We start from the raw sequence: 20,934 nt of genomic DNA on the forward strand, positions 1-20,934 counted from the left end.
TCCAATCCTCCAAAAACATCTTCGCGCACGGCCGAAGTGCGATATGTTGCCTGGAACTCGGCAATCAAAAGCAACGACGCCGTCGGCCGGCACAATTTGTTCGGCGGTCAAAAAGGCGGAATAACGCCGCCGTCGATTGTAGGGAGGATTCATGAAGCTTCAGCCGCAAGCGGGCAGTGCCGAAGGCCCGTTGGAGTGCTAGCGGTATTTTGCCCACGGCGGGCTTGCAATGTTCATCTCACGTTTTGGGGGGCCGATCCGTTTTCAATGGAGTCGGCAGGGAGGCGTGCGCCTCGTTGATCAAACACACCCAACAGGAGAACATCATGCATTTTTGTATGACAGCACAGTATACGCCTCAGGCTCTCAACAAAATCATGGAAAATCCCAAGACCAATCGCCATGAAGCGGCGAAAAAGCTGATCGAAGCAGCTGGTGGCAAATTACTCTCGATGTACAGCACCGCTGCCGATGGACCCGGCGTTCTGGTAATCTTCGATGTACCTGACCCCAATGCAGCACCGGCCATTTCAGGCACGGTGGTGGCATCCGGTGCCATCCACAATGTACACCTCACTCGTTTGTGGACGCAGGATGAAATCACGCTGGTTCGCCAGAAGGCGGTCCAGCTTCGTGGCTCATACACGCCGCCCGGCGGCTAGTCCGCAGGAGAGCCCAACGGGCGCGCGCAAAGTGCGGCCCGTTGGGCGCCACTCGCAACTCCATCCTGCGCCGACGACGAACGATCGTCGTCCGCGATCGGTGTGCGGAGATTTTGGTGGAGATGATCGCACGGAGCCTTTCGCTGACCCCTTGGCGAAAGCCGGTCGCCAGCGAGCCGCCGCCCAATCCAGCCTCACGGACAGGATCAACCTCAGCGTTGCTGAGGCCTTCGTCAACGTCGGCTCGCTGACCCGGCTGAACCTATACATCCATCGCCGCCCGCGCAAATTTGCGTGTGGACTGTTTTGTCTGGCGCTCGATTTCCTCGCCGAGGCGATCCGCAAACCGTCACCTGGCAAGATCGGCTGCCCGCGCGCGCGATGGCTTTCGTGAAATCGGTATTGGCCTGATCGCGGCCGAGCATACGTAAATGCGGTCAATCGGGTCGGTCTTCAAGGAAATCCGATCAAGCGATCGCAATTATTTGTGAGCGCCGCAAATCGCGTGGCGTCTGCCGCTATCGTGCCGTTAATCCGCCATCTCACCTAGCCTTGTTGCCTTGTCCGCACGCCGCTACGGCGTGCCCGGTGTTAACGGATTAACGTGATGAGTTCCGGCCCACTCTGGCGCCCCCCTCGCCGCCCCTGTAAGAGAAGTAATTCAATCGGTCCGGGGGGACGATGCGTCTGCCGATGCATTCCAAAACGATCCTGATCGGGGCCGCGGTAATCGCGGTCTCGTTTCTGATCAGCCTCAAAGCTATGGATTGGCTGGCGCCGAGCGGCACGGTCAAGCCGCCGGCGCTTGTCGAATTGCCGCCGCTGGCTCCCGCCCCGCGCAGCTCCACCGTGATGGCGCCGATCGCGGTGGCGCTGACGGCGATCCGCGACGCCGCCGATCGGAGTTCGCCGCGCGCCTTCAACGGCAAGGCGGAAAATCCCATCTCGCAGATCCTGCAGAACGCCGATATCGGCTGGACCGCCTCGCGCGGCCCGATCGCCGCGACCGGCGCGCAGGACGCGCTGACGCTGACGACGCCGCTGACCGGGACGCTCAACGTCACCGGCTCGCTATCGGCCAAGGCAACGGGGGCGGTCGGCGACGCGCTCGGCGGCCTCCTCGGCGGCAACGTCGCCAAACAGATCGGCAGCGTGAACATCAAGAACCTCAACGCGTCAGCCGAGATCAAGGGCAATGTCGTCATCACCGCGCGGCCGAAGATCGCCGCCGCCTGGCGCATCGAGCCCAATCTCGCCGCGCAGGTGAATCTGGGCGACACCAGCGTTGCGATGGCCGGCGCCCGCATCAACGTGCCGGCCCAGGTCAAGCCGCTGATCGACAAGACGGTCGCCGATCAGATCAATCTGGTGCAGGCGCGGATGCGCAATGATCCCGCGTTTGAAAACAACGCGAAGGTGCAGTGGGCCAAGGCCTGCCGCTCGATCCCGCTGCAGGGCACCAGCGCCAGCTCATCGCTGCCGGCGCTGTGGCTCGAACTGCGGCCGACAAGGGCGATCGCCGCCCAACCGCGCGTCGACGCGCAGGCGCTGATACTGACGCTCGGCATCGAGGCGGAGACCCGCATCACCCCGGTCGAGACCAAGCCCAGTTGCCCGTTCCCCGCCACCATCTCGATCGTGCCGCCGACGCCGGGGCGGGTCGCGATCGGCGTCCCCGTCGACATGCCCTTCACCGACATCAACAAGATCGTCGAGGCGCAGTTCGCCGGAAAGACCTTTCCCGAGGACGGTTCGGGTTCGGTCGACGTCACCGTGAAGCGCGCCACGGTGGCGGCATCCGGCAATCGCCTGCTGATTTCGCTGTTGGTGAATGCCAAGGAGAAGAAGAGTTTCTTCGGCTTCGGCGGCGAGGCCAGTGTGCATATCTGGGGCAAGCCGGTGCTCGATCAGGCACAGCAGACCCTGCGGCTGACCGACATCGAACTCGCGGTCGAATCGGAGGCGGCGTTCGGCCTGCTCGGCGCTGCGGCGCGCGCGGCGATGCCACATCTGCAGAAGGCGCTGGCGGACAAGGCCACCGTCGACCTCAAGCCGTTCGCCAGCAACGCGCAGAAAAAGATCGCCGCCGTGATCGCGGACTTCCAGAAGAACGAGGACGGCATTCGCGTCGCCGCCGAGATCACCAAACTGAGATTGGCCGACATCGCCTTCGATTCAAAAACGCTGCGCGTGATCGCGGAAGCCGAAGGCGCCATCAATGTGTTTGTGACCACGCTGCCGGGGTTGTGAGAGAACAGCTTTATCCGTCGTCATGCCCGGCCTTGTGCCGGGCATCCACGTCTTCCATCAAGCAAGAAAGACGTGGATGGCCGGGACAAGCCCGGCCATGACGATGGTGGGCGTGCATATCACCCTTCAAACTTGAACGAGACTTTCACCTTGGCGCGGTAGGCTTCGACCTTGCCTTTGGCGTCCAGTTGCAGATCGAGTTGCACGACTTCGGCGACGCGAAGATCGCGCAAGGACTTTCCGGCCCTCGCGACGGCCGCAGTCGCGGCCTTTTCCCAGGAGTCCTTGCTGGTACCGATCAGCTCAATCACCTTGTAGACGCTCTCAGCCATGTCGTCCTCCCGTTGATGTTTACAGGCAGGACTTAAAGTGCTCCTGCCGCGCCTCAGCCTAACATCGCAATTTCAGGCCTGATAGGATGCGGTGCAGCAATTGCACGCAGAGCGAGCTTCAGCAAAACAAAAGGCCGGGCGGCAATGATGCCGTCCGGCCCTTCGGTTCAGTCGAGACTTTAAAGTCGCGAGCTTAGTTGGTCGTATATTTGAACTGGCTCATCGCCTTCAGCTCATCCTTGGTCGCGCTGAGCACGGCGTGATCCGGATACCAGGGATTTGGCTTTGCGGCAGGCGCCGTGGCCGCACCCGTGGTCGTGGTCGATCCCGGCCGTGCGCCGCCGCTGGCGGGCGCATTTGCAGCGCCGGTATAGGCGACAGGCTCCATGACGAACTTGACCTTGTCGAGCGGCACCGCAACCAGGTGCTCGCCGACGCCGAGGAAGCCACCAACGCCGATCACAACGGCCTTGATGTCACCGCTCTTGTCGGTGAGCAGGTCGTTGATCGAGCCGAGGCTTTCATTCTTGTCGTTGTACACGTTCAAGCCGACAATCTTCGAGGCGCGCCAGATGCCCTGGAACGACGAAGACATGTCCGATGCTGTCGCAGGCGCTGGCGCCTTGCTCGATTCAGCGGGAGTCGTCGGCGACTGTGCGAACGCGACAGATGCAAGCAACGCAGAACCGGCCAGGCCGGCGATGGTATATTTGGCTAACATATCGGTTCTCCTCAGTTTCGAAATCGTGCTGAGGAAACCCGCCAACTAAGCAAGCGTTCCAATGGAACATGCGACAAGAGTTCCCTTTGAACGCGCTTTCTGCCGCAGATAAGTCTACGCAATCTGCGTAAACTTGATTGCTATGCGAACCGGTACCCACTTCGCTCGAAAGCGCTAGAAGCCGCCCCAGTATGGCGGCATGCCGTAGTAGCGGTGCAGTTCCGCTTCCTGTGCGCGATCGCCCCAATCGAAATCCTTGTCGGCGCGGAACGACGGCGCGCGCTTCAACTCTTCATCGTCGATGTCGAGTTCGTAAGCTTCGAATTTGGTGTTGTAGCTGAGCCGGCCCCACGGCAACGGAAGCAGGTTGGTGCCCATGCCCAGGAACCCGCCGAAACTCAACACGGCGTAAGATACTTTGCCGGAGATCTTGTCGATCATCAGCCGTTCGATATGACCGATCATATCGCCGTTCGGTCGTCGCACCGCGGTGCCTTCGACACGATCGCTCGCGATCAACTGATGCGGCTTGGTCATGACGTCGATTGCCATCGGACCCTCCACACATGGAATCAAGGCTCTAACGCTCGAGCCGGTGGCCGGTTCCCGCACCGCAAAATGAGACAGCCACCCTTCCCTTTCGGCAAGGATGGCTGCGAAGGATGGCTGCATCGCACGCTGCGCAGAAAAGACGTCAGCTCCGGTAGTCGATCAGCAGCGCCGAGAACGACGCACTGGCGCTCGATGTGCTCGAACTGCCGGTCGCGCTGTAGCTCGACGACGACGCCGATAGTGATTCCTGCAGCGTCTGCAAGAACTGCTTGAGGATGTCGTCGAGCGAAGTGGTGCTCGAAGAACTGTCGTCACTCGAGGACGCGCCTTCAGCGGGCGGCGGACCGCCGGGAGGCGGACCACCGGCGCCGCCGGGTCCACCCGGACCGCCAGGACCAGCCCCGCCGGGGCCATTGGCGAAGGCGGCTTTGAAGACGCCCTGCAATTCGGTGGCCTGCTCGCTGGTCAGCTTGCCGCTGGAAACCTGGCTCTCGATCAGATCGTCGATCTTCGACTTCATCTCCTCGGGCGAGGGCCTCGTGCCGCTGGCCTGGTCGCTGGCCCGGCTGGACTGCATCGCGGAGTCGATATCGGTCAGCGCCGCCGACAGCGCATCCTTGTCCGACGAGCTGATAACGCCGGAATTGACTTCCGACAGCAACTCGTTCTGCAACTTCTGAAGGGGCGACTGGTAGGACTGGGCCGAGGCCGCCGAAATCGAGGTCATGAAGGCTCCAAAGTTTCGTAGCAAGACGTCACGACCGTAGGGTTAACGGTGTTAACGAGGTCTTTGCAGCCGCTCCCTGACCTGTTGCCCCGTATTGCCCGACTCCGTCCGGAAACATTTGGAAACAAAAATCCTTCGCCCGCATCCCCGAATCACCGACAAAAGGTCGACATGGCCCAGGCACAACCCAACATCCTCGTCGTCGAGGACGATCGCGAGACGCGCACGCTGATCGCGAAATATCTGCGCAACAATTCCTGCAACGTCACGACGGCGAGCGACGGAAGGGAAATGGCGCGCGCGATGACCGACCATCGCGTCGACCTCCTGATCCTCGACGTCATGCTGCCCGGCGAGGACGGTCTCAGCCTGTGCCGTAAGGTGCGCGCGACATCGCAGACCCCGATCATCATGCTCACCGCACGCGGCGAGGACGTCGACCGCATCCTGGGCCTCGAGATGGGCGCCGACGATTATCTGCCGAAGCCGTTCAACCCGCGCGAATTGCTGGCGCGGATCAACGCCGTGCTGCGCCGGCAGGCCGCCGCGCAAACCGCCAGCGCGGTCGAAGGAGCGAGCGTACTGACATTTCTGGGCTGGCGGATCGACTGCCGCTTACGCGAGCTGGCAATCCCGAGGGCGCGCGCGTCGCCATGACCAGCGCCGAGTTCGACCTGCTGCGGACCTTCTGCGAGCGGCCCGGCCGCGTGCTGTCGCGCGACAGCCTGCTCGACCTCACGCAAGGGCGCAACGCCGGCTCGTTCGAGCGCTCTATCGACGTGCTGGTCAGCCGCATCCGCCGCAAGATCGAGCCCGATCCGCTGGAAGCCACCATGATCAAGACGGTGCGCTCGGGGGGCTACATGTTCACGCCGAGGGTTGAAGCATTGGAAGTCGAGGCAGTGACCGCCGGCGGCAGGTGATCATGAAGCTTTTGGGCTTTTTGAATCTTCGCGGCATCAGCGGCCAGATCGCGGCCCTCGTCGTCGTCTCGATCGCAGCGCTGCATCTGATCATCACCGCGGGTTTCTGGCTGCACCGGCCGGACCAGCCCGACCCGTCATTCGACCGCGGGCACGGCCAGCTTGTCAGCGCCGTGCAACTGCTCGGTGCGGCACCCGCCGCCGAACGGCCCCGGCTTTCAGGCGACATCGCGCGCGCCTTTCCGCAGCTCGGCCTCCAGATCCTGTCGCCGGGCTTGACGCCGGAGTTGCGCGAACCCGAGGGCAATCTGCGCGGCCTGCAACGGCGGCTCGGCCGCGATTATCGCATTTTTGCGCTGCCGCCTGGCGGCGACGTCCGCAAGATCGGCGTGGCCTTGCCGGATGGCGCGATGGTTTCGGCGAACCTGATGCCGGACCAGCACCGGCCACCCTTCCTGGGCGGACCGTGGATGATGACGCTGCTGTTTGCGGTCATCAGCGTCACCCTGCTCGGCCTTTGGGCGGCCCGCGCGCTGACCGCGCCATTGTCGTCGTTCGCCAAGGCCGCCGAAAGCTTCAGCCTCAACGGCGCGGCGGCGCCGCTGCCCGAGCGCGGCCCGGAGGAAATCCGCTCCGTCGCGCGGGCGCTGAACCGGATGCGCGCGCGCATCACCGGCCTGATCGACGACCGCACCAAAATGCTCGCCGCCATCAGCCACGATCTGCGCACGCCGATCACCAGAATGCGGCTGCGCTCCGAGTTCATCGAGGACGAAACCCATCGCAGCCGCATGCTTTGCGATCTCGACCAGATGCGTTCGATGCTGGAATCGGTGCTGTCGTTCCTGCGCAACGACCGCAGGCTTGAATCGATGACGCTGGCCGACATCGCCAGCACGCTGCAGCTGATCACCGATCAGTTCGGCGACATGGGGCGCAAGGTCGCCTACGACGGCCCCGCGCATGCGATGGCGACGGTGCGGCCGGACGATCTGCACCGCAGCGTCACCAACCTCGTGGAAAATGCCGTGCGGTTCGGCGCCGAAGCGACCATCCGTCTTCGCGTGTCTGATGATCAGATCGCCATCGACGTCGAAGACGACGGCCCCGGCATTTCGGACGCGCAGAAGCAAAACATGCTGGAGCCGTTCGTGCGCGGTGACGACGCCCGCAACATGGATCAAGCCGCGGGCTTCGGCCTCGGCCTTTCCATCGCCAACGCCATCGTGCTCGCGCATGGCGGCACGCTGTCACTGCACGACCGGCAGCCGCGCGGGTTGGTGGTGCGGATACAATTGCCGGTTCATCAGCACAGCGTTGCGGCGTAGATCGTGTTGTTGCTACTCAAGCCGCGAGCGAATCCGGATGCGATTCCTCGTAGATCGCGACCGCCTCGAACTGATAGTCGCAGGCGCGGCAATACCACAGGAAGGACGTACGGCCCGCATTGCTTTCGATCCAGTCGGGTCTCGAGATCGGTGTTCCGCACTGGGCACAGGGATTCTCACGGGGCAAATAGCTGGAATCCAATCGAGCCATGGCGCATCTCCCCTCGCTGATATTTTTGCTTTGTATTTGAAATAGACAGCTTTGCTGTCGAAACTGAACACGCTGTCGCGCAGTCTTTTAAACCTTCCTCGAATCATTTGCACGACATTCATGCTCGGACGAATCGCCGCAATCCTGTTTGAACCAGTCGCCGCAATGGCGTCGAATTTTTCCGCTATTGCCGGTCGATCCTCCGCAATAATCGTGATACGCAAACCGTTAACGCGCAAGTTGCGCTCGAGACTCTTTGATGAAGGCTTTGATTTGTTGATGAAAGCTTTGCTGAAGCTGACTTCGTTTCCCGTCGTCGCAGCATTTTTGGTTGCGCCACCAGCTGCGGCGCAACAGCGCGCGCAATATGAAAGCCTGGTCGCCGCCCATGCCAGCGCCAACAATGTGCCGGAAGCGCTGGTGCACCGCGTAATCGTTCGCGAGAGCAAATATCATCCGGATCTGGTCGGACGCGGCGGCACCATCGGCCTGATGCAGATCAAGCTCGCGACCGCGCGCGGCGTCGGTTACACCGGCGACGCGGCGGGCCTGCGCGATCCCGCCACCAACCTCGCCTATGGCGTGAAATACCTCGCCGGCGCCTGGCGCGCTGCCAACGGCAACCAGGACCGGGCCGTGCGCCTTTATGCCGGCGGCTATTATTACGTTGCCAAGCGCCAGCGGCTGGAACGGCTGAACCAGCCCGGACCGGTGCTGGCGAGCGCCCCGCCAATGAACATCGCGCCGGCCAAGGACGCCCCGGTGGAGGCGACGGAAGCCGCTATTGAGCCGAAACAAGCTTTGAAACCAGCTGAAGCGGTCGAAAAGCCGAAAGCGGCGGCGACGCTTGTCCCGATCCCGAAGAAGCGTCCGAAGAAACTCGCCGAGGCGAAGCCGCAGGTTCCGCAGCCGCCGGACGCCTTATCAGGTGCAAACGGCGCCAAGCCGCGTTGACACGCCCCCACATCGGCCTACATTAGACCTGTTCCGAGGGGAGCTCCGATGAGGAGCTGAGATACCGCAAGCTTGGGCCTGTTTGGCTTGGGACCGCGGTGACCCTTTGAACCTGATCCGGGTCATGCCGGCGAAGGGACAGGGATGTTTCAGAGTACTAAGCCGCGGGGGGATTCCCCTGTATCTATTATCGGCGCCGGCATTGCCGGCGCGTGGCAGGCGTTGCTGTTCGCAGAGGCCGGCCATGCCGTCATCTTGTACGAGCGCAGTGACGCCGGGATGACGCTTTCCACCAGCCATTGGGCCGGCGGCATGCTGGCGCCCTGGTGCGAGGCCGAAGCGTCGGAACCCGTGATCGGCCGGCTCGGCATCCGCTCGCTCGACCTCTGGCGCGAGCATTTCCCGGAAACGCCGTTCAACGGATCGCTGGTCGTGGCGCATCCGCGCGACCGCGCCGATTTCGAACGCTTTGCCAAGCTCACGTCAGGTCATGTCAGGCTCGACGCGCCAGCCTTGCGCGAACTCGAACCGTCGCTGGAGGGCCGTTTCCGCGACGGGCTGTTTTACGCCGATGAGGGCCATGTCGAGCCGCGTCGCGTGCTGCCGGAACTGCACGCGCGGATCGCCGCGGCCGGCGGAAAGATCAAATTCGAGAGCGACGCCAGCGCGGACGACCTCGACGGCCTCGTGATCGATTGCCGCGGCCTGGCCGCGCGCGACGCGCAGCCCGAGCTGCGCGGCGTCAAGGGCGAGATGATCATCGTCGAGACGTCAGAGGTGGAACTGGCGCGCCCGATCCGGCTGATCCATCCGCGCTGGCCGCTCTACGTGATCCCGCGCGGCGACGGCAGGTTCATGCTGGGCGCGACCTCGATCGAAGCCGAAGACACCGGTGTCAGCGTGCGCTCGGCGCTGGAGCTATTGGGCGCCGCCTACGCGGTGCATCCGGCATTCGCCGAAGCGCGCATCGTCGAATTCGGCTCGGGGCTGCGCCCCGCCTATCCCGACAATCTGCCGCGGATATCAATCAACGATGAAAAGATCGCCGTCAACGGACTCTATCGCCACGGTTTTTTGCTGGCGCCGGCGCTGGCGGAACTGACGCTCGCTTTCGTTCAGCGCGGCGTGATCGACAATGAGGTGATGCAATGCGTGTGACCATCAACGGCGAGGCGCGGGAGATCAACGCGTCAAGCGTCGATGCGCTGCTGCGCGAGCTCGAATACGAAGGCACCCATTTCGCGATCGCGCTGAATTACGACGTGCTGCCGAAGAGCCGCTGGGCCGAGACGCCGATCAAGAATGGCGACGAGATCGAGATTATTACGCCACGGCAGGGAGGATGAATTGATCGCAACCTCTCCCCCCACGTCGTCCCGGCGAAAGCCGGGACCCATAACCACCGGCTTGCGTGGTTACGGGAAGCGTCTGCCATTGTGCCACCAAGCGAGATCACGCGGTATGGGTCCCGGCGTTCGCCGGGACGACAGGAACTAACGCCATGCTGAACTTCTACGGCAAAACCTTTTCCTCCCGCCTGCTGATCGGCAGCGCGCTCTATCCCTCGCCCGCGATCATGCAAGGCGCGATCCGCGCCTCCGGCGCCAACATCGTGACTGTGTCGCTGCGGCGTGAAGCCGCCGGCGGCAAGACCGGCGATGCGTTCTGGTCGCTGATCCGCGAGCTCGACGTATCCGTGCTGCCGAACACCGCCGGCTGCCGCAGCGTCAAGGAAGCCGTGACCACCGCAAAGCTGGCGCGCGAATTGTTCGGCACACCCTGGATCAAGCTCGAAGTGATCGCCGACAACGACACGCTGCAGCCTGACGTGGTCGGCCTCGTCGAGGCCGCCGGCATCTTGATCAAGGACGGCTTTGAAGTATTTCCCTACTGCACCGAAGACCTCGGGGTCGCCATGCGGCTGGTCGATGCCGGCTGCAAGGTCGTGATGCCGTGGGCGGCGCCGATCGGCAGCGCCAAAGGCATCACCAACCGCGATGCCTTAAAACTGCTGCGCGACCGGCTGCCCGACATCACGCTGGTGGTCGACGCTGGTTTGGGCGCGCCGTCGCACGCCGCCCACGCCCTTGAACTCGGCTACGACGCGGTGCTGCTCAACACGGCCATTGCAAAAGCCGCCGACCCCGTCGCGATGGCGAACGCGTTTCGCCTCGGCGTCGAGGCTGGACGTACCGCCTATGAGGCCGGGCTGATGGAAGCCCGCGATTTCGCCTCCCCTTCAACCCCTGTCATCGGGACACCGTTCTGGCATGCCGTATCCTGATAAATTCTATCCTGTCGTCGACAGCGTCAAATGGGTGGCGCGGCTGACCGCGCTCGGCGTCGGCACCATCCAGCTGCGCGCCAAGGACCTCAATGACTCCGAGGCGCTGCAGATCGTCAGCGACGCGCTCGCGGTGACCAAGGGCACCGCGACGAAGCTCGTGGTCAACGATTACTGGCGCGCGGCGATCGTCGCCGGCGCGGAGCATCTGCATCTCGGCCAGGAGGACCTCGTCGATGCCGACCTCGATGAAATCCGTAAAGCGCGGCTGACGCTCGGCATCTCCACCCATGACGACGAGGAACTGGCGACCGCGCTGCGCGCAAACCCGGATTACATCGCGCTGGGGCCGATCTTCCCGACCACGCTGAAATCGATGCGTTTTGCGCCGCAGGGCATTCCAAAAATCACAGAATGGAAAAAGCGCATCGGCGACATCCCGCTGGTCGCGATCGGCGGCATCAAGTTCGAACAGGCAGCCGAGATTTTTGCGGCTGGCGCCGACTCGATCGCGGTGGTCTCCGACGTCACCCAGAATACCGACCCCGACGCGCGGGTACGGCAATGGCTCGGCCAGGATGCGAAGGCCGCATGATGAATTCACTAAACCATCGACGTCATTGCGAGGAGCGCAAGCGACGAAGCAATCCATCTCTCCCTTTGCCGCACCATGGATTGCTTCGCTGCGCTCGCAATGACGGAACCAACCAATCAGAAATTCAACGGAGGATAACATGAACATCCGCTCCAACCCCGACACCACCCTGCCCGCCGTCACCACCGGTCCCCTTCCCGCCTCGCGAAAAATCTGGGTCACGCCCGATGAGGCGGCGGATGTCCGCGTTCCCCTGCGCGAGATCATTTTGAGCGAAGGCGCCGGCGAGCCGAACCTGCCGGTCTACGACACTTCCGGTCCCTACACCGATCCTGACGTCACCATCGACGTCAATGCCGGCCTGAAGCGCGCCCGCATCGAGTGGGTGAAGGAGCGCGGCGGCGTCGAGGAATATCAAGGCCGCGACATCAAGCCGGAAGACAATGGCAATGTCGGCGCTTCCCATGCCGCCAAGGCCTTCACCGCGCACCACAAGCCGCTGCGCGGGACAGGTGACCACATGATCACGCAGCTCGAATTCGCCCGCGCCGGGATCATCACCAAGGAGATGATTTACGTCGCGACCCGCGAAAACCTCGGCCGCAAGGTGCAGCTTGAGCGCGCGGAAGCGGCGATTGCCGACGGCGAAAGCTTTGGCGCCGCGGTGCCCGCGTTCGTGACGCCGGAATTCGTCCGCAGCGAGATCGCGCGCGGCCGCGCCATCATTCCCTGCAACATCAACCATGGCGAACTCGAGCCGATGATCATCGGCCGCAACTTCCTGACCAAGATCAACGCCAATATCGGCAACTCCGCGGTGACCTCGTCGGTGGAAGAGGAAGTCGACAAGATGGTGTGGGCGATCCGCTGGGGCGCCGACACCGTGATGGACCTTTCCACCGGCCGCAACATCCACACCACGCGGGAATGGATTCTTCGCAATGCGCCGATCCCGATCGGCACCGTCCCGATCTATCAGGCGCTGGAGAAGTGCGACGGCGATCCGGTCAAGCTGACCTGGGAACTCTACAAGGACACGCTGATCGAGCAGTGCGAACAGGGCGTCGACTATTTCACCATCCATGCCGGCGTGCGCCTGCCCTACATCCACCTCACCGCCAACCGCGTCACCGGCATCGTGTCGCGCGGCGGCTCCATCATGGCGAAGTGGTGCCTGGCGCATCACAAGGAGAGCTTCCTCTACACCCACTTCGAAGAGATCTGCGACCTGATGCGCAAGTATGACGTCTCGTTCTCGCTCGGCGACGGCCTGCGTCCGGGCTCGATCGCCGACGCCAACGACCGCGCGCAGTTTGCCGAACTGGAGACGCTCGGCGAGCTGACGCAGATCGCCTGGAAGAAGGGCTGCCAGGTCATGATCGAAGGCCCCGGCCATGTGCCGCTGCACAAGATCAAGATCAACATGGACAAGCAGCTCAAGGAATGCGGCGAGGCGCCGTTCTACACGCTCGGGCCGCTGACCACGGACATCGCGCCGGGCTACGACCACATCACCTCAGGCATCGGCGCCGCCATGATCGGCTGGTTTGGCTGCGCCATGCTCTGCTATGTGACGCCGAAGGAGCATCTCGGCCTGCCCAACCGCGACGACGTCAAGGTCGGCGTCATCACCTACAAGATCGCAGCCCACGCCTCCGATCTCGGCAAGGGCCATCCCGCAGCCCAGCTGCGCGACGACGCCCTCTCCCGCGCCCGCTTCGACTTCCGCTGGGAGGACCAGTTCAACCTCGGCCTAGACCCGGAAACCGCCCGCGCCTATCACGACGAAACGCTGCCCAAGGAAGCCCACAAGGTCGCCCATTTCTGCTCGATGTGCGGCCCAAAATTCTGCTCGATGAAGATCACGCAGGACGTACGCGACTACGCCGCCACGCTGAACGACCCCGACAAGCGCGCGGTGGCGGGCAGCGTCGGCATGTCGATGTCCGGCGTGATCGAAGATGGGATGGCGACGATGTCGCAGAAGTTCAAGGATATGGGCGGACAGGTTTATCTGGACGCGGAGAAGGTGAAGGAGAGTAATCGGGTGTTGTGAGGCACGCGCACTCACCTGGACCACAATGACCGACGATCTGACCGGCGTCTGGGACGGCACTTATATTCAGCCGTCGATTGGCATGGTCACGTTTCTGACGACGCTCATCGATTCCGGTGGCGCGCTCGGAGGAAGCGTGACCGAACCTTGCATGACGTCGGGCTGCCCGGTGAGCACTCACAATGCTTCGATTTCAGGTCAGCGATCCGGCAGCGCGGTATCGTTCGTCAAGACGTACGAACCGCCGGGCTACGGCTATGACAAGGTCTTCTATGAAGGCGCGGTCAATGCAGACGCCACGGAGATTAGCGGCCGCTGGCGATTGCCGGGCGCCACGCTCTCGGGGACATTTTTGATGGTCCGCTCGAGCAAGACGGCGGAAACGACCGCAGCCGAACAACAGGCCAAGGAGCCGGTGCGCTAGCGAACGCAGCTCGTAGGATGGGTTGAGCCCTTGCGAAACCCATCGCATGTCGCGATTGCCTCGATGGGTTTCGCTTCCACCTTCGCCGGGTTGAGCTTCGGTGGGCGCGGTCGCTCTACCCATCCTACGAGCTACTTCGTTCTCCAACCAGGAGTAGTGTACGCCTTCTCCTTCCCCCGTTAGCATTTCGTTAACCATTTCCGCCCACCTTCCCCTCAGCGGCTTGGGGGCCGTTGATTCCTGATGCTTCTGCTCCGTGTTTGGGGGCTAGCGTTGATCGGGAGGTGTTGTATGTCCCAAGAGTTTCGTGCTCATTCCCTTGAGCAGTCCTTTGCCGGCGCGCCGGAGTTTACCTCGCCGCATCCGCACGACCTTGCGCCCCATGAAATTGTTCCGATGCTGATCGGTTCCACCGTCGAGGCGGTCGAGCGCGAGCTCGTGGTGCAGACGCTGGCGCGGTGCGACGGCAATCGCACCCGCGCGGCGCGCGTGCTCGGCCTTTCCGTGCGCACGCTGCGCAACAAGATCCGCCTGTACACCACCGACGGGCTCGACGTTCCCGGGCCTGAGTAGAAGCGGCGCGTTGCTGGCTCGCAGGGTGGATCAGACAACCCGCGTAGCCCGGATGAGCGCGAGCGACATCCGGGGTACGCTTATGCGGGCTACGTGCTTATGCAGGCTACACGACGCAACCGCGAGTCACACCTCACTGATCCCTACTCCACCCGCCCGGCCCTGATCGGGTTCGACGCCCGCAGCGCCTCAAGCGCCGTGAAGGTGTTGCCGTCGAATTCACCGTCGGTGCGCCCGACCTGGAAGCCGAACTCCTTCAGCAGTTCCTGCACCTGGGCCCTGGTATCGGCGTGCCAGGCGGCGTGTTTCTTGAACAGGCTTTCGCGTGCATCCGGCGAGCCCATGCGGAAGGCGGTCAGAAGATATTCGGCCGATTGCTTGGGGTTGCGCGGCACCGCTTCGCCCTGGTCCAGCACCAGCGCATAGTTGCGCATGCCGCCGGGATGGCCGCCGGCCGCCGCGCGTTCGAACCAGCGCGCCGCTTCCACGCCATCCTTCTCAACTCCCTCTCCGCGCTCGTAGAGATAGGCAAGATCCGACATCGCCGCGCCAAGCCCCTTGTCGGCGGCCTGCCGAAACCAGAAGGCGGCCGCGCGCTTGTTTTCCTTGAGGAGTTCGCCGCCATAATAGCAAATGCCGATCCGCCACATCGCCGCAGGATAGCCGTCCTTCGCGAGGTCAAGCAGCATGTCGAGGCCGGCGACCTTGTCGCGCTTGGCCAGCGCGTCCAGCAGTGCGCGGGCCAACTGGGCGCGCAGCCGCGGCGTGCCGGGTTCCTGCAGAATCGCGGCGACGCAGGCCGGCACGGCGTCCTTGACGCGGATATCGTCCCGCTTGACGCGCGGCGCCCGCGAGTCCGGAACGTCGGAGCCGTAGCTGGCGAGGCGATCGCAATTCGCGACCGCGTTCGGGTTGGCGAGATCGGCGCGCACCATTTGCGGCTGTCGCTTGAGAAAGTCGTTGAAGGCGCGATTGTTGAACACCGCGCGAGCCACGGGCTGTGACGGCTGCGGCGGCAGGCTGGCCACGTCAGGCGGCCTGGCCGGCTTGTTGCTCGCGACAGGCGCTTCCTGCGCGCTCTTCGCGGGCGCTGCACCATCGCCGGCGAGATACAATTGCCCGATGATCTGGTCGTAATAGGCCGGCACCTGGGTGTGGCTGACGGTCAGCGAAAGGTCACGCACCGCGACCTGGGTGGATTTCGCGATCGCGACCAGCGTGTTCTCTTTCTTCTGAACCTCCTTGAGGAAAACCCGCGTGAACACCGAATTCGGATCGGAATCGCTGTCCGACATGCGGTCGAGCGCCGCCTGCCCGACACCAGCCGAATAGAGCACGAACACCCCTTCCGGCGGCGTGCCCTGCGCCAGCCCGCGCACGCCGCCCAGGCTTCGGGTCGTGCCTGTCTTGAACGGGTTGTCGCGGCAGGCATCCAGCACGAACACCGAAGCGCGCGCGCCGCGGTCCTGCAGATCGGTGATGATCTTTTCGGTCTGCACCGCCTCGCCGGTGAGCAGGCTTTCCTGGCCCTGCTTCACCGGCGGAATGTCGGTCGGCAGGATGTAGTTGACGCCACGAACCTCGATGCCATGTCCGGCGTAATAGATGAGCGCGAGATCGCCCGCAGACACCCTGTCCATGAAGGCGGAAAGCTGCCGGATGAAATCGCGGCGGTTCAGATCGGTCGCAAGCTGAACCTGGAAGCCGAGCGCTTGCAGCGAGGACGAAACCGCCTTCGCATCGTTCACCGCCTTCTCGAGTTTTGGCACGCTCTCATAGGCATTGTTGCCCACCACCAGCGCAAGACGCTTTTCCGCGCGCGCCGGGGTCGCCGACACCGCCGCAACAAGGGCGAAAACGGCGAAGGTCGCGCGAACGGCGGATTTGGCTGCGGAACGCAAGAGTTCGTCCTTGAAATAAACTGCGGCTTCTATGCCGCCCGAAAATGCTGCGATCAGCTCGAGCAGCATCTTAAAGGCTCAGTCCGGCACTTTGAAAGAGCGTATCATCACCCTTGAGCCAAGTGCGTCGCCTCGCGCGCAAGTAAAATTTCCCGCCCGGACTGCGACAAATCAACCCGACGGGCAAATCAGTTCTGATTGTCAGAATTCGTGTCAAGCCCTGAAATGAAAAATATTTCTGTTTCCCAGAATGAAAATCAGGTGCATATGTTTGGCCATCCCGTCCCACTCAGAGGGCGCCGGCCGTCGTCACGGACGTTGGACGGGTTGCGGTGGACGCTTGTTTGCGCTGAGACGATGGCGCGGACTAAGCGTACGGCAAAACCGTGTGGTCCTGGCACCCGTTGCAGGTGTCAAGTTGCCGGAGAAGCGCGAGCTGAACCGGCAGCGACGGAGTCAACCAAGAACTCGTCTCCGGGGAGAGCACGATATAAGCCGTAAAGCCATTGCGCAGGGAATGTCGGATGTTCTCCGCTGCCCTGTATGCTCATGTGCACCTTGTTTTGTGCAAGCCGCACATGAGACCGCGGGTGCAGCGCGCATCCGGCATTCCCTGCGCCCTCTATTTTTTGGGGGCGGGAAGTTTCTGGCAAAGCTCGGGCGCGATGCGCCGCGAGGCTGCGAAGTTATATCTGCTGTTGGAAAACTGAATTGAGAATGCGCGCCACGCAAATGGTCGGCTCCCTCCCCCTTGCGGGGGAGGGTTGGGGAGAGGGGTAAGCCACGCACACCGCTTATGCCGCCACCCCTCTCCCTAGCCCTCCCCCGCAAGGGGGGAGGGAACGATCCCGCCACGCAGTTGCGAGGAGCGCAAGCACATAGATGATTGCAAGCCATACGCGGGTTGGGCAGTGTATTCCCAAGCGCCCAAATTCCGGAGAAGCCCCATGCCCATCCAGCATTTCCTCCCTCCCGCCGGCATCAAGTCGCCGCCGCTGTCGTTTGCCGCCCGCGTCGGCGATCTGCTGTTCATCTCGGGGATTCCCGGCTTCGAGACGACATAAGGCAGCTGCCCGCGCGGCGCCGACGACGGCGAGACGATCGGCGACAGTGAGACCATCATCGCGCATCTGGTGCGAAAATATCGCCTCACCATCGACGCCGAACAGTTCTGGATAGGAATAAAGCGTCAGCATCGCGTCACCGCGCCTTCAGCGACGCCACGCCCTCGATCTCGATCAGCATCTGCGGGTTCGGCAGCGCCACCACCACGCAGGTGGTGCGCGCCGGATAGGGCGCCGGCCCGAACGCTTCCGCATAGAGCTTGTTCATGGTGGCGACGTCGGACGCGCGCGTCAGCAGCACGTTGACCTTGACCAGATCGCGGAGTGTCGCGTTGGCTTCAACGAGGATGCGCTTGATGTTGATCACGACGTTGCCGAACTGCGCCTCGAAGCCGTCGGGCAGCGCGCCTTTTTCGTCGGCGAGCTTGAGGAAGGCGAACACTTTCAGCCCATAGCCGTTATTGTCGGCGAACGCCGAGGCGTCGAACAGGTGCTCATGGACGAACGGCACGCCCGCCGCACTGACGCCGGCGCAGCGCATGACCGATCATCTGGTCACGCGCATGCTCGACGATCTCTATTGGGTGATGTCGTATTCGCGCTGGAAAGACGATCGGTATTTCCCCGCCTTCCGTGACGGCTTCATGGCGCAGCATGCGCAGATCGACGAAGCCGGGCTGAACAAGGCGCGGGACTACAACGCGCAGCGCTATTATTATCAGGGCATCGGCCGCTACACGCCCGACCAGGCCTACGCGCGCGGGCTTTCGGATCTGCAGGTGCTGGCTGATCTGATTCCGTCGGATGGATATGTGCATGGGGTGACGCCGACCAGCGTCGATGCCGGCATCTACGGCTTCATCGCCAACATCCACTTCTTCCCGATCCCGACGCCGCTGAAGGCGTTCGTATCGGATCATCCCAATCTCGTGCGCCATTGCGAGACGATCCACGCAATGGTGAGCAAGAAATCGTAGGGTGGTTACGCTCCAACCTCGTCATTGCGAGGAGCGAAGCGACGAAGCAATCCATGTCTCAGCAAGCGGAGAGATGGATTGCTTCGCTCCGCTCGCAATGACGCGGATAGAGCGCGGCCAAATCGCGAGCGCCCTACCTCAGCGTAATCGCCAAGCCGCTGAGATCCGCATTCGCCATCAGCCCGGTTTGCTGGCCGGCGAGCTCGAGCACCGCGCCCTTCTGGTTGGTGAGCACGATCGCACGCGCGCCGCGGCCGATCGCAAGGCCCGCGCCCGCCGCGCCATAGACGCCGGCGACGTCGGACGGGCGGTAGATGTTGCTGACGCGGCCGCGCAGCACGGTCTTCGAGCCGCCGAACACCAGGCCGTAATCCAGCCCGCCGGTGGAAAGCGCGTAGCGCCGGCCGCGGAAGTTCAGCGTGCCGCTGCCGCCGGAGCCGCCGATGACCCATCCAGCCTTGTAGATCGTCATCGCGATGGTGCCCTCATCGGCGCGGGCGACGGAGGACAGCGCGGCGCCGGCGAACGCCGTTAGCGCGACGAGCGCTACTCGAATGGCAGATGACTTCTTCATGCAGTGTTTCCTTGAGGTGGAGAGCGAGCGCCGCGACGGTGAATCAGGTCGCGCTTGCCCGATTGTAACCGATTGACGGGATCGACAAAGCTTATTCACGCCGCGCGATTTGCAGGGTTCCATCGCGCCTCAAGCCTGGCCATTTCCGCGCCTCGGCTTTGAACCAATCGGACACTTGGGGGACATAATTCATGACCGGGACATGACGTCTCGGGCGCCTCCCCGATGGCACGCGGGAGAGCAGCAAACCCCCTGATATTTGGAGACCCTCGATGCGCCGTCTTTGCCTCCTCGCCGCCACCGCCGCTGTTGCCGTCACCACGCTTGCCGCCATGAGCCCCGCCGAGGCCTCCTTCCACCTGATCCGCTGGCAGGATTCCGGCTTCTGCCAGATCTGGGACCAGAGCATCCCGACCGCGCCGTATCCGGGCAACTACACCGTCGTCGTCGGCAGCGAAGTGCCGACCTTCGGCGACGCGCTGGTGCTCAAAGACGGCCTGCTGCACAACGGCACTTGCTCGTTCTGAGCGCGGCGTTAACGCTTCGATCGAGGCCGGCCCTGCCGGCCTTTTTCGTGGCGGAGAAATTGAACCAATCACGCTTTCGCCACACTCAATGAATGCCCGGATCCCCATCGGGCGCCGACCCCGCCAGCGCCGCTGGGAAGGCACCGGCGCCTGCCAGATCTGTGACGAGAGCATTCCGACCAAGCCGATCCCCTCGAACTACAAGACCGTCAGCAAGCCGGTCCCGACCTTCGCCGCAGCGATCGCGATCAAGGACGGCATGCTCCAGAAGGGCGCCTGCAATATCTAGGCTTGCGCTCTCCAGCAACATGAATTCGTCGATCAAGGCCGGTGGGTTGATACCCCGCCGGCCTTGCTGTTTTGCTCCATGCTCCGCACACCTGCCCCGCGCTGCTCGCACCATCCGGGGGCTGACGGCGCGCAATCCGCATCCTAGTATGCCCCTCACATAAAAACAGAACCGTTGAGGAAACATCCATGCCCCTGCTCCAAAATCACATCGCTGTCATCACCGGCGCAGGCTCCGGCATCGGGCGCGCGATCGCGAAAGGCTACGCCAGCGAGGGCGCGCGCGTGGTGCTGCTCGACATGAACGAGCAGGCCGCTGCCAGCGTCGCCGGCGAAATCCGCGACGCCGGCGGCAAGGCGGAGAGCTTCCTGCTCGACGTCACCAAGCGCGAGGACTGCGTCGCGATCGCCAGGCGCGTCGCCGACAAAATCGGACAGGTCTCCATCCTGGTCAACAATGCCGGCATCGCCCGCCGCAACGGCATGCTGGGCGCAGCCGAAGCCGTGATCAACGATTGGGAAGACATCATCGCGATCAACCTCACAGGTGTTTTCAATGTGACGCATGCGTTCCTCGAGCCCTTGCGCGCCGCCAAGGGACGCATCGTCAATATCGGCTCGATCCAGTCGTTCGTGCATCTGAAGACGCCGAGTTCGCCGGCCTACACCGCCTCCAAGCACGGCGTGCTCGGCTTCACCAAGGCGCTCGCCGCCGAACTCGGCAAGGACGGCGTCCGCGTCAACGCGATCGGCCCGGGCTTCATCGAGACGCCGCTGAACGAAAAGGTCCGCGCCAGCAATCCGGCGCTGGCGAAGGTGTTCGTCGACCACACCCCGCTCGGCCGCGCCGGCACCGCCGAAGACATTGTCGGCCCCGCGGTCTTCCTGGCGTCCGATCTGTCCGCCTATGTGTCAGGGTCGATCGTGATGGTGGATGGCGGCTACCGGACCGTCTGAGCCGACGGGACCCGCGATTTGGTGCGGGAACCCAACAAAAACGGATTGCCGGGT

Annotated in this window: 23 protein-coding genes, 4 pseudogenes and 1 riboswitch; of the genes and pseudogenes, 19 read left to right on the forward strand and 8 right to left on the reverse strand. The window is 63.2% G+C overall.

Annotated features, from left to right (window positions below):
- The first annotated feature begins 296 nt into the window (after nt 1–296).
- The 3 genes from JQ575_RS14290 to JQ575_RS14300 all read left to right on the forward strand — a co-directional run bounded on the left by JQ575_RS14290 (nt 297) and on the right by JQ575_RS14300 (nt 2,912).
- Entirely contained in the window at nt 297–662 is a 366-nt protein-coding gene (locus JQ575_RS14290) for a GYD domain-containing protein (protein ID WP_249134799.1), read from the forward strand.
- 151 nt (nt 663–813) lie between these two features.
- Nucleotides 814–1,056 (forward strand): hypothetical protein, encoded by a 243-nt coding sequence (locus JQ575_RS14295; RefSeq protein ID WP_212033823.1) that lies wholly within the window; start codon nt 814–816, stop codon nt 1,054–1,056.
- Between the two features lie 287 nt (nt 1,057–1,343).
- Nucleotides 1,344–2,912 (forward strand): DUF4403 family protein, encoded by a 1,569-nt coding sequence (locus JQ575_RS14300; RefSeq protein WP_212033824.1) that lies wholly within the window; start codon nt 1,344–1,346, stop codon nt 2,910–2,912.
- 119 nt (nt 2,913–3,031) lie between these two features.
- Here the strand turns inward: JQ575_RS14300 and JQ575_RS14305 are convergent, their stop codons facing one another.
- The 4 genes from JQ575_RS14305 to JQ575_RS14320 form a co-directional block, all read right to left on the reverse strand.
- On the reverse strand, nt 3,032–3,244 hold the full coding sequence (locus tag JQ575_RS14305; protein WP_212033825.1) for a dodecin family protein: 213 nt from the start codon (nt 3,242–3,244) through the stop codon (nt 3,032–3,034).
- A 193-nt stretch (nt 3,245–3,437) separates the two neighbouring features.
- Nucleotides 3,438–3,965: a PRC-barrel domain-containing protein gene (locus JQ575_RS14310; protein ID WP_212033826.1), complete on the reverse strand. Its 528-nt coding sequence runs from the start codon at nt 3,963–3,965 to the stop codon at nt 3,438–3,440.
- 174 nt (nt 3,966–4,139) lie between these two features.
- On the reverse strand, nt 4,140–4,517 hold the full coding sequence (locus JQ575_RS14315) for a PRC-barrel domain-containing protein (protein ID WP_212033827.1): 378 nt from the start codon (nt 4,515–4,517) through the stop codon (nt 4,140–4,142).
- A gap of 142 nt (nt 4,518–4,659) precedes the next feature.
- Nucleotides 4,660–5,244 (reverse strand): hypothetical protein, encoded by a 585-nt coding sequence (locus tag JQ575_RS14320; RefSeq protein ID WP_212033828.1) that lies wholly within the window; start codon nt 5,242–5,244, stop codon nt 4,660–4,662.
- Between the two features lie 171 nt (nt 5,245–5,415).
- Here JQ575_RS14320 and JQ575_RS14325 point away from each other — a divergent pair.
- A pseudogene (locus tag JQ575_RS14325) lies at nt 5,416–6,167 on the forward strand (response regulator).
- A gap of 2 nt (nt 6,168–6,169) precedes the next feature.
- Nucleotides 6,170–7,495, forward strand: coding sequence for an ATP-binding protein (locus JQ575_RS14330; RefSeq protein WP_212033829.1), 1,326 nt, complete (start codon nt 6,170–6,172; stop codon nt 7,493–7,495).
- Nucleotides 7,496–7,511: 16 nt separating this feature from the next.
- Here the strand turns inward: JQ575_RS14330 and JQ575_RS14335 are convergent, their stop codons facing one another.
- Nucleotides 7,512–7,706 carry a hypothetical protein gene (locus JQ575_RS14335; protein ID WP_192738155.1) on the reverse strand — a complete coding sequence of 65 codons (195 nt, stop codon included), beginning with the start codon at nt 7,704–7,706 and terminating at the stop codon, nt 7,512–7,514.
- A gap of 279 nt (nt 7,707–7,985) precedes the next feature.
- Here JQ575_RS14335 and JQ575_RS44600 point away from each other — a divergent pair.
- The 8 genes and pseudogenes from JQ575_RS44600 to JQ575_RS14375 all read left to right on the forward strand — a co-directional run.
- Nucleotides 7,986–8,450, forward strand: a pseudogene (locus tag JQ575_RS44600) (transglycosylase SLT domain-containing protein); the annotation flags it as partial.
- A 236-nt stretch (nt 8,451–8,686) separates the two neighbouring features.
- Nucleotides 8,687–8,817, forward strand: a riboswitch (TPP riboswitch).
- Complete coding sequence (locus JQ575_RS14345) at nt 8,805–9,818, forward strand: FAD-dependent oxidoreductase (RefSeq protein WP_212033831.1); 1,014 nt, start codon at nt 8,805–8,807, stop codon at nt 9,816–9,818. (Overlaps the previous riboswitch by 13 nt.)
- Nucleotides 9,809–10,006 carry a sulfur carrier protein ThiS gene (gene thiS, locus JQ575_RS14350; RefSeq protein ID WP_192738128.1) on the forward strand — a complete coding sequence of 66 codons (198 nt, stop codon included), beginning with the start codon at nt 9,809–9,811 and terminating at the stop codon, nt 10,004–10,006. Before JQ575_RS14345 ends, thiS begins: the two co-directional genes overlap by 10 nt.
- Nucleotides 10,007–10,161: 155 nt before the next feature.
- Nucleotides 10,162–10,944, forward strand: coding sequence for a thiazole synthase (locus JQ575_RS14355; protein WP_212033832.1), 783 nt, complete (start codon nt 10,162–10,164; stop codon nt 10,942–10,944).
- Nucleotides 10,931–11,539, forward strand: coding sequence for a thiamine phosphate synthase (locus tag JQ575_RS14360; RefSeq protein WP_212033833.1), 609 nt, complete (start codon nt 10,931–10,933; stop codon nt 11,537–11,539). Before JQ575_RS14355 ends, JQ575_RS14360 begins: the two co-directional genes overlap by 14 nt.
- A gap of 139 nt (nt 11,540–11,678) precedes the next feature.
- Entirely contained in the window at nt 11,679–13,595 is a 1,917-nt protein-coding gene (gene thiC / locus JQ575_RS14365; protein WP_212033834.1) for a phosphomethylpyrimidine synthase ThiC, read from the forward strand.
- Nucleotides 13,596–13,620: 25 nt separating this feature from the next.
- Complete coding sequence (locus JQ575_RS14370; protein WP_212033835.1) at nt 13,621–14,019, forward strand: hypothetical protein; 399 nt, start codon at nt 13,621–13,623, stop codon at nt 14,017–14,019.
- Nucleotides 14,020–14,310: 291 nt separating this feature from the next.
- Nucleotides 14,311–14,592: a helix-turn-helix domain-containing protein gene (locus tag JQ575_RS14375; RefSeq protein WP_212033836.1), complete on the forward strand. Its 282-nt coding sequence runs from the start codon at nt 14,311–14,313 to the stop codon at nt 14,590–14,592.
- Between the two features lie 143 nt (nt 14,593–14,735).
- Here the strand turns inward: JQ575_RS14375 and JQ575_RS14380 are convergent, their stop codons facing one another.
- Entirely contained in the window at nt 14,736–16,562 is a 1,827-nt protein-coding gene (locus JQ575_RS14380) for a caspase family protein (RefSeq protein ID WP_212033837.1), read from the reverse strand.
- Between the two features lie 455 nt (nt 16,563–17,017).
- Here JQ575_RS14380 and JQ575_RS14385 point away from each other — a divergent pair, with 455 nt between their 5' ends.
- Nucleotides 17,018–17,203, forward strand: coding sequence for a hypothetical protein (locus JQ575_RS14385; protein WP_212033838.1), 186 nt, complete (start codon nt 17,018–17,020; stop codon nt 17,201–17,203).
- Nucleotides 17,204–17,440: 237 nt separating this feature from the next.
- A pseudogene (locus tag JQ575_RS14390) lies at nt 17,441–17,548 on the forward strand (RidA family protein); the annotation flags it as partial.
- Between the two features lie 145 nt (nt 17,549–17,693).
- On the opposite strand, the gene JQ575_RS14395 reads toward JQ575_RS14390, so the two are convergent.
- Nucleotides 17,694–18,098 carry a RidA family protein gene (locus JQ575_RS14395; protein ID WP_212033839.1) on the reverse strand — a complete coding sequence of 135 codons (405 nt, stop codon included), beginning with the start codon at nt 18,096–18,098 and terminating at the stop codon, nt 17,694–17,696.
- On the opposite strand from JQ575_RS14395, the pseudogene JQ575_RS14400 reads away from it, so the two are divergent.
- Nucleotides 18,073–18,534 (forward strand): annotated as a pseudogene (locus JQ575_RS14400) (glutathione S-transferase family protein); the annotation flags it as partial. The gene JQ575_RS14395 and the pseudogene JQ575_RS14400 sit on opposite strands and share 26 nt — an antisense overlap.
- Before the next feature lie 133 nt (nt 18,535–18,667).
- On the opposite strand, the gene JQ575_RS14405 reads toward JQ575_RS14400, so the two are convergent.
- Nucleotides 18,668–19,108 (reverse strand): hypothetical protein, encoded by a 441-nt coding sequence (locus tag JQ575_RS14405; RefSeq protein WP_212033840.1) that lies wholly within the window; start codon nt 19,106–19,108, stop codon nt 18,668–18,670.
- Nucleotides 19,109–19,380: 272 nt separating this feature from the next.
- On the opposite strand from JQ575_RS14405, the gene JQ575_RS14410 reads away from it, so the two are divergent.
- From JQ575_RS14410 to JQ575_RS14420, 3 genes are all read left to right on the forward strand, one after another.
- On the forward strand, nt 19,381–19,635 hold the full coding sequence (locus JQ575_RS14410) for a hypothetical protein (protein WP_212033842.1): 255 nt from the start codon (nt 19,381–19,383) through the stop codon (nt 19,633–19,635).
- A gap of 88 nt (nt 19,636–19,723) precedes the next feature.
- A complete protein-coding gene (locus JQ575_RS14415) occupies nt 19,724–19,924 on the forward strand; it encodes a hypothetical protein (RefSeq protein WP_212033843.1) in 201 nt (66 codons plus the stop codon).
- A 188-nt stretch (nt 19,925–20,112) separates the two neighbouring features.
- Nucleotides 20,113–20,880, forward strand: a complete 768-nt coding sequence (locus JQ575_RS14420) for an SDR family NAD(P)-dependent oxidoreductase (protein ID WP_212033845.1) — start codon at nt 20,113–20,115, stop codon at nt 20,878–20,880.
- Nucleotides 20,881–20,934: the final 54 nt, after the last annotated feature.

The organism is Bradyrhizobium sp. JYMT SZCCT0428 (assembly GCF_018131075.1).
GTDB lineage: Bacteria > Pseudomonadota > Alphaproteobacteria > Rhizobiales > Xanthobacteraceae > Bradyrhizobium.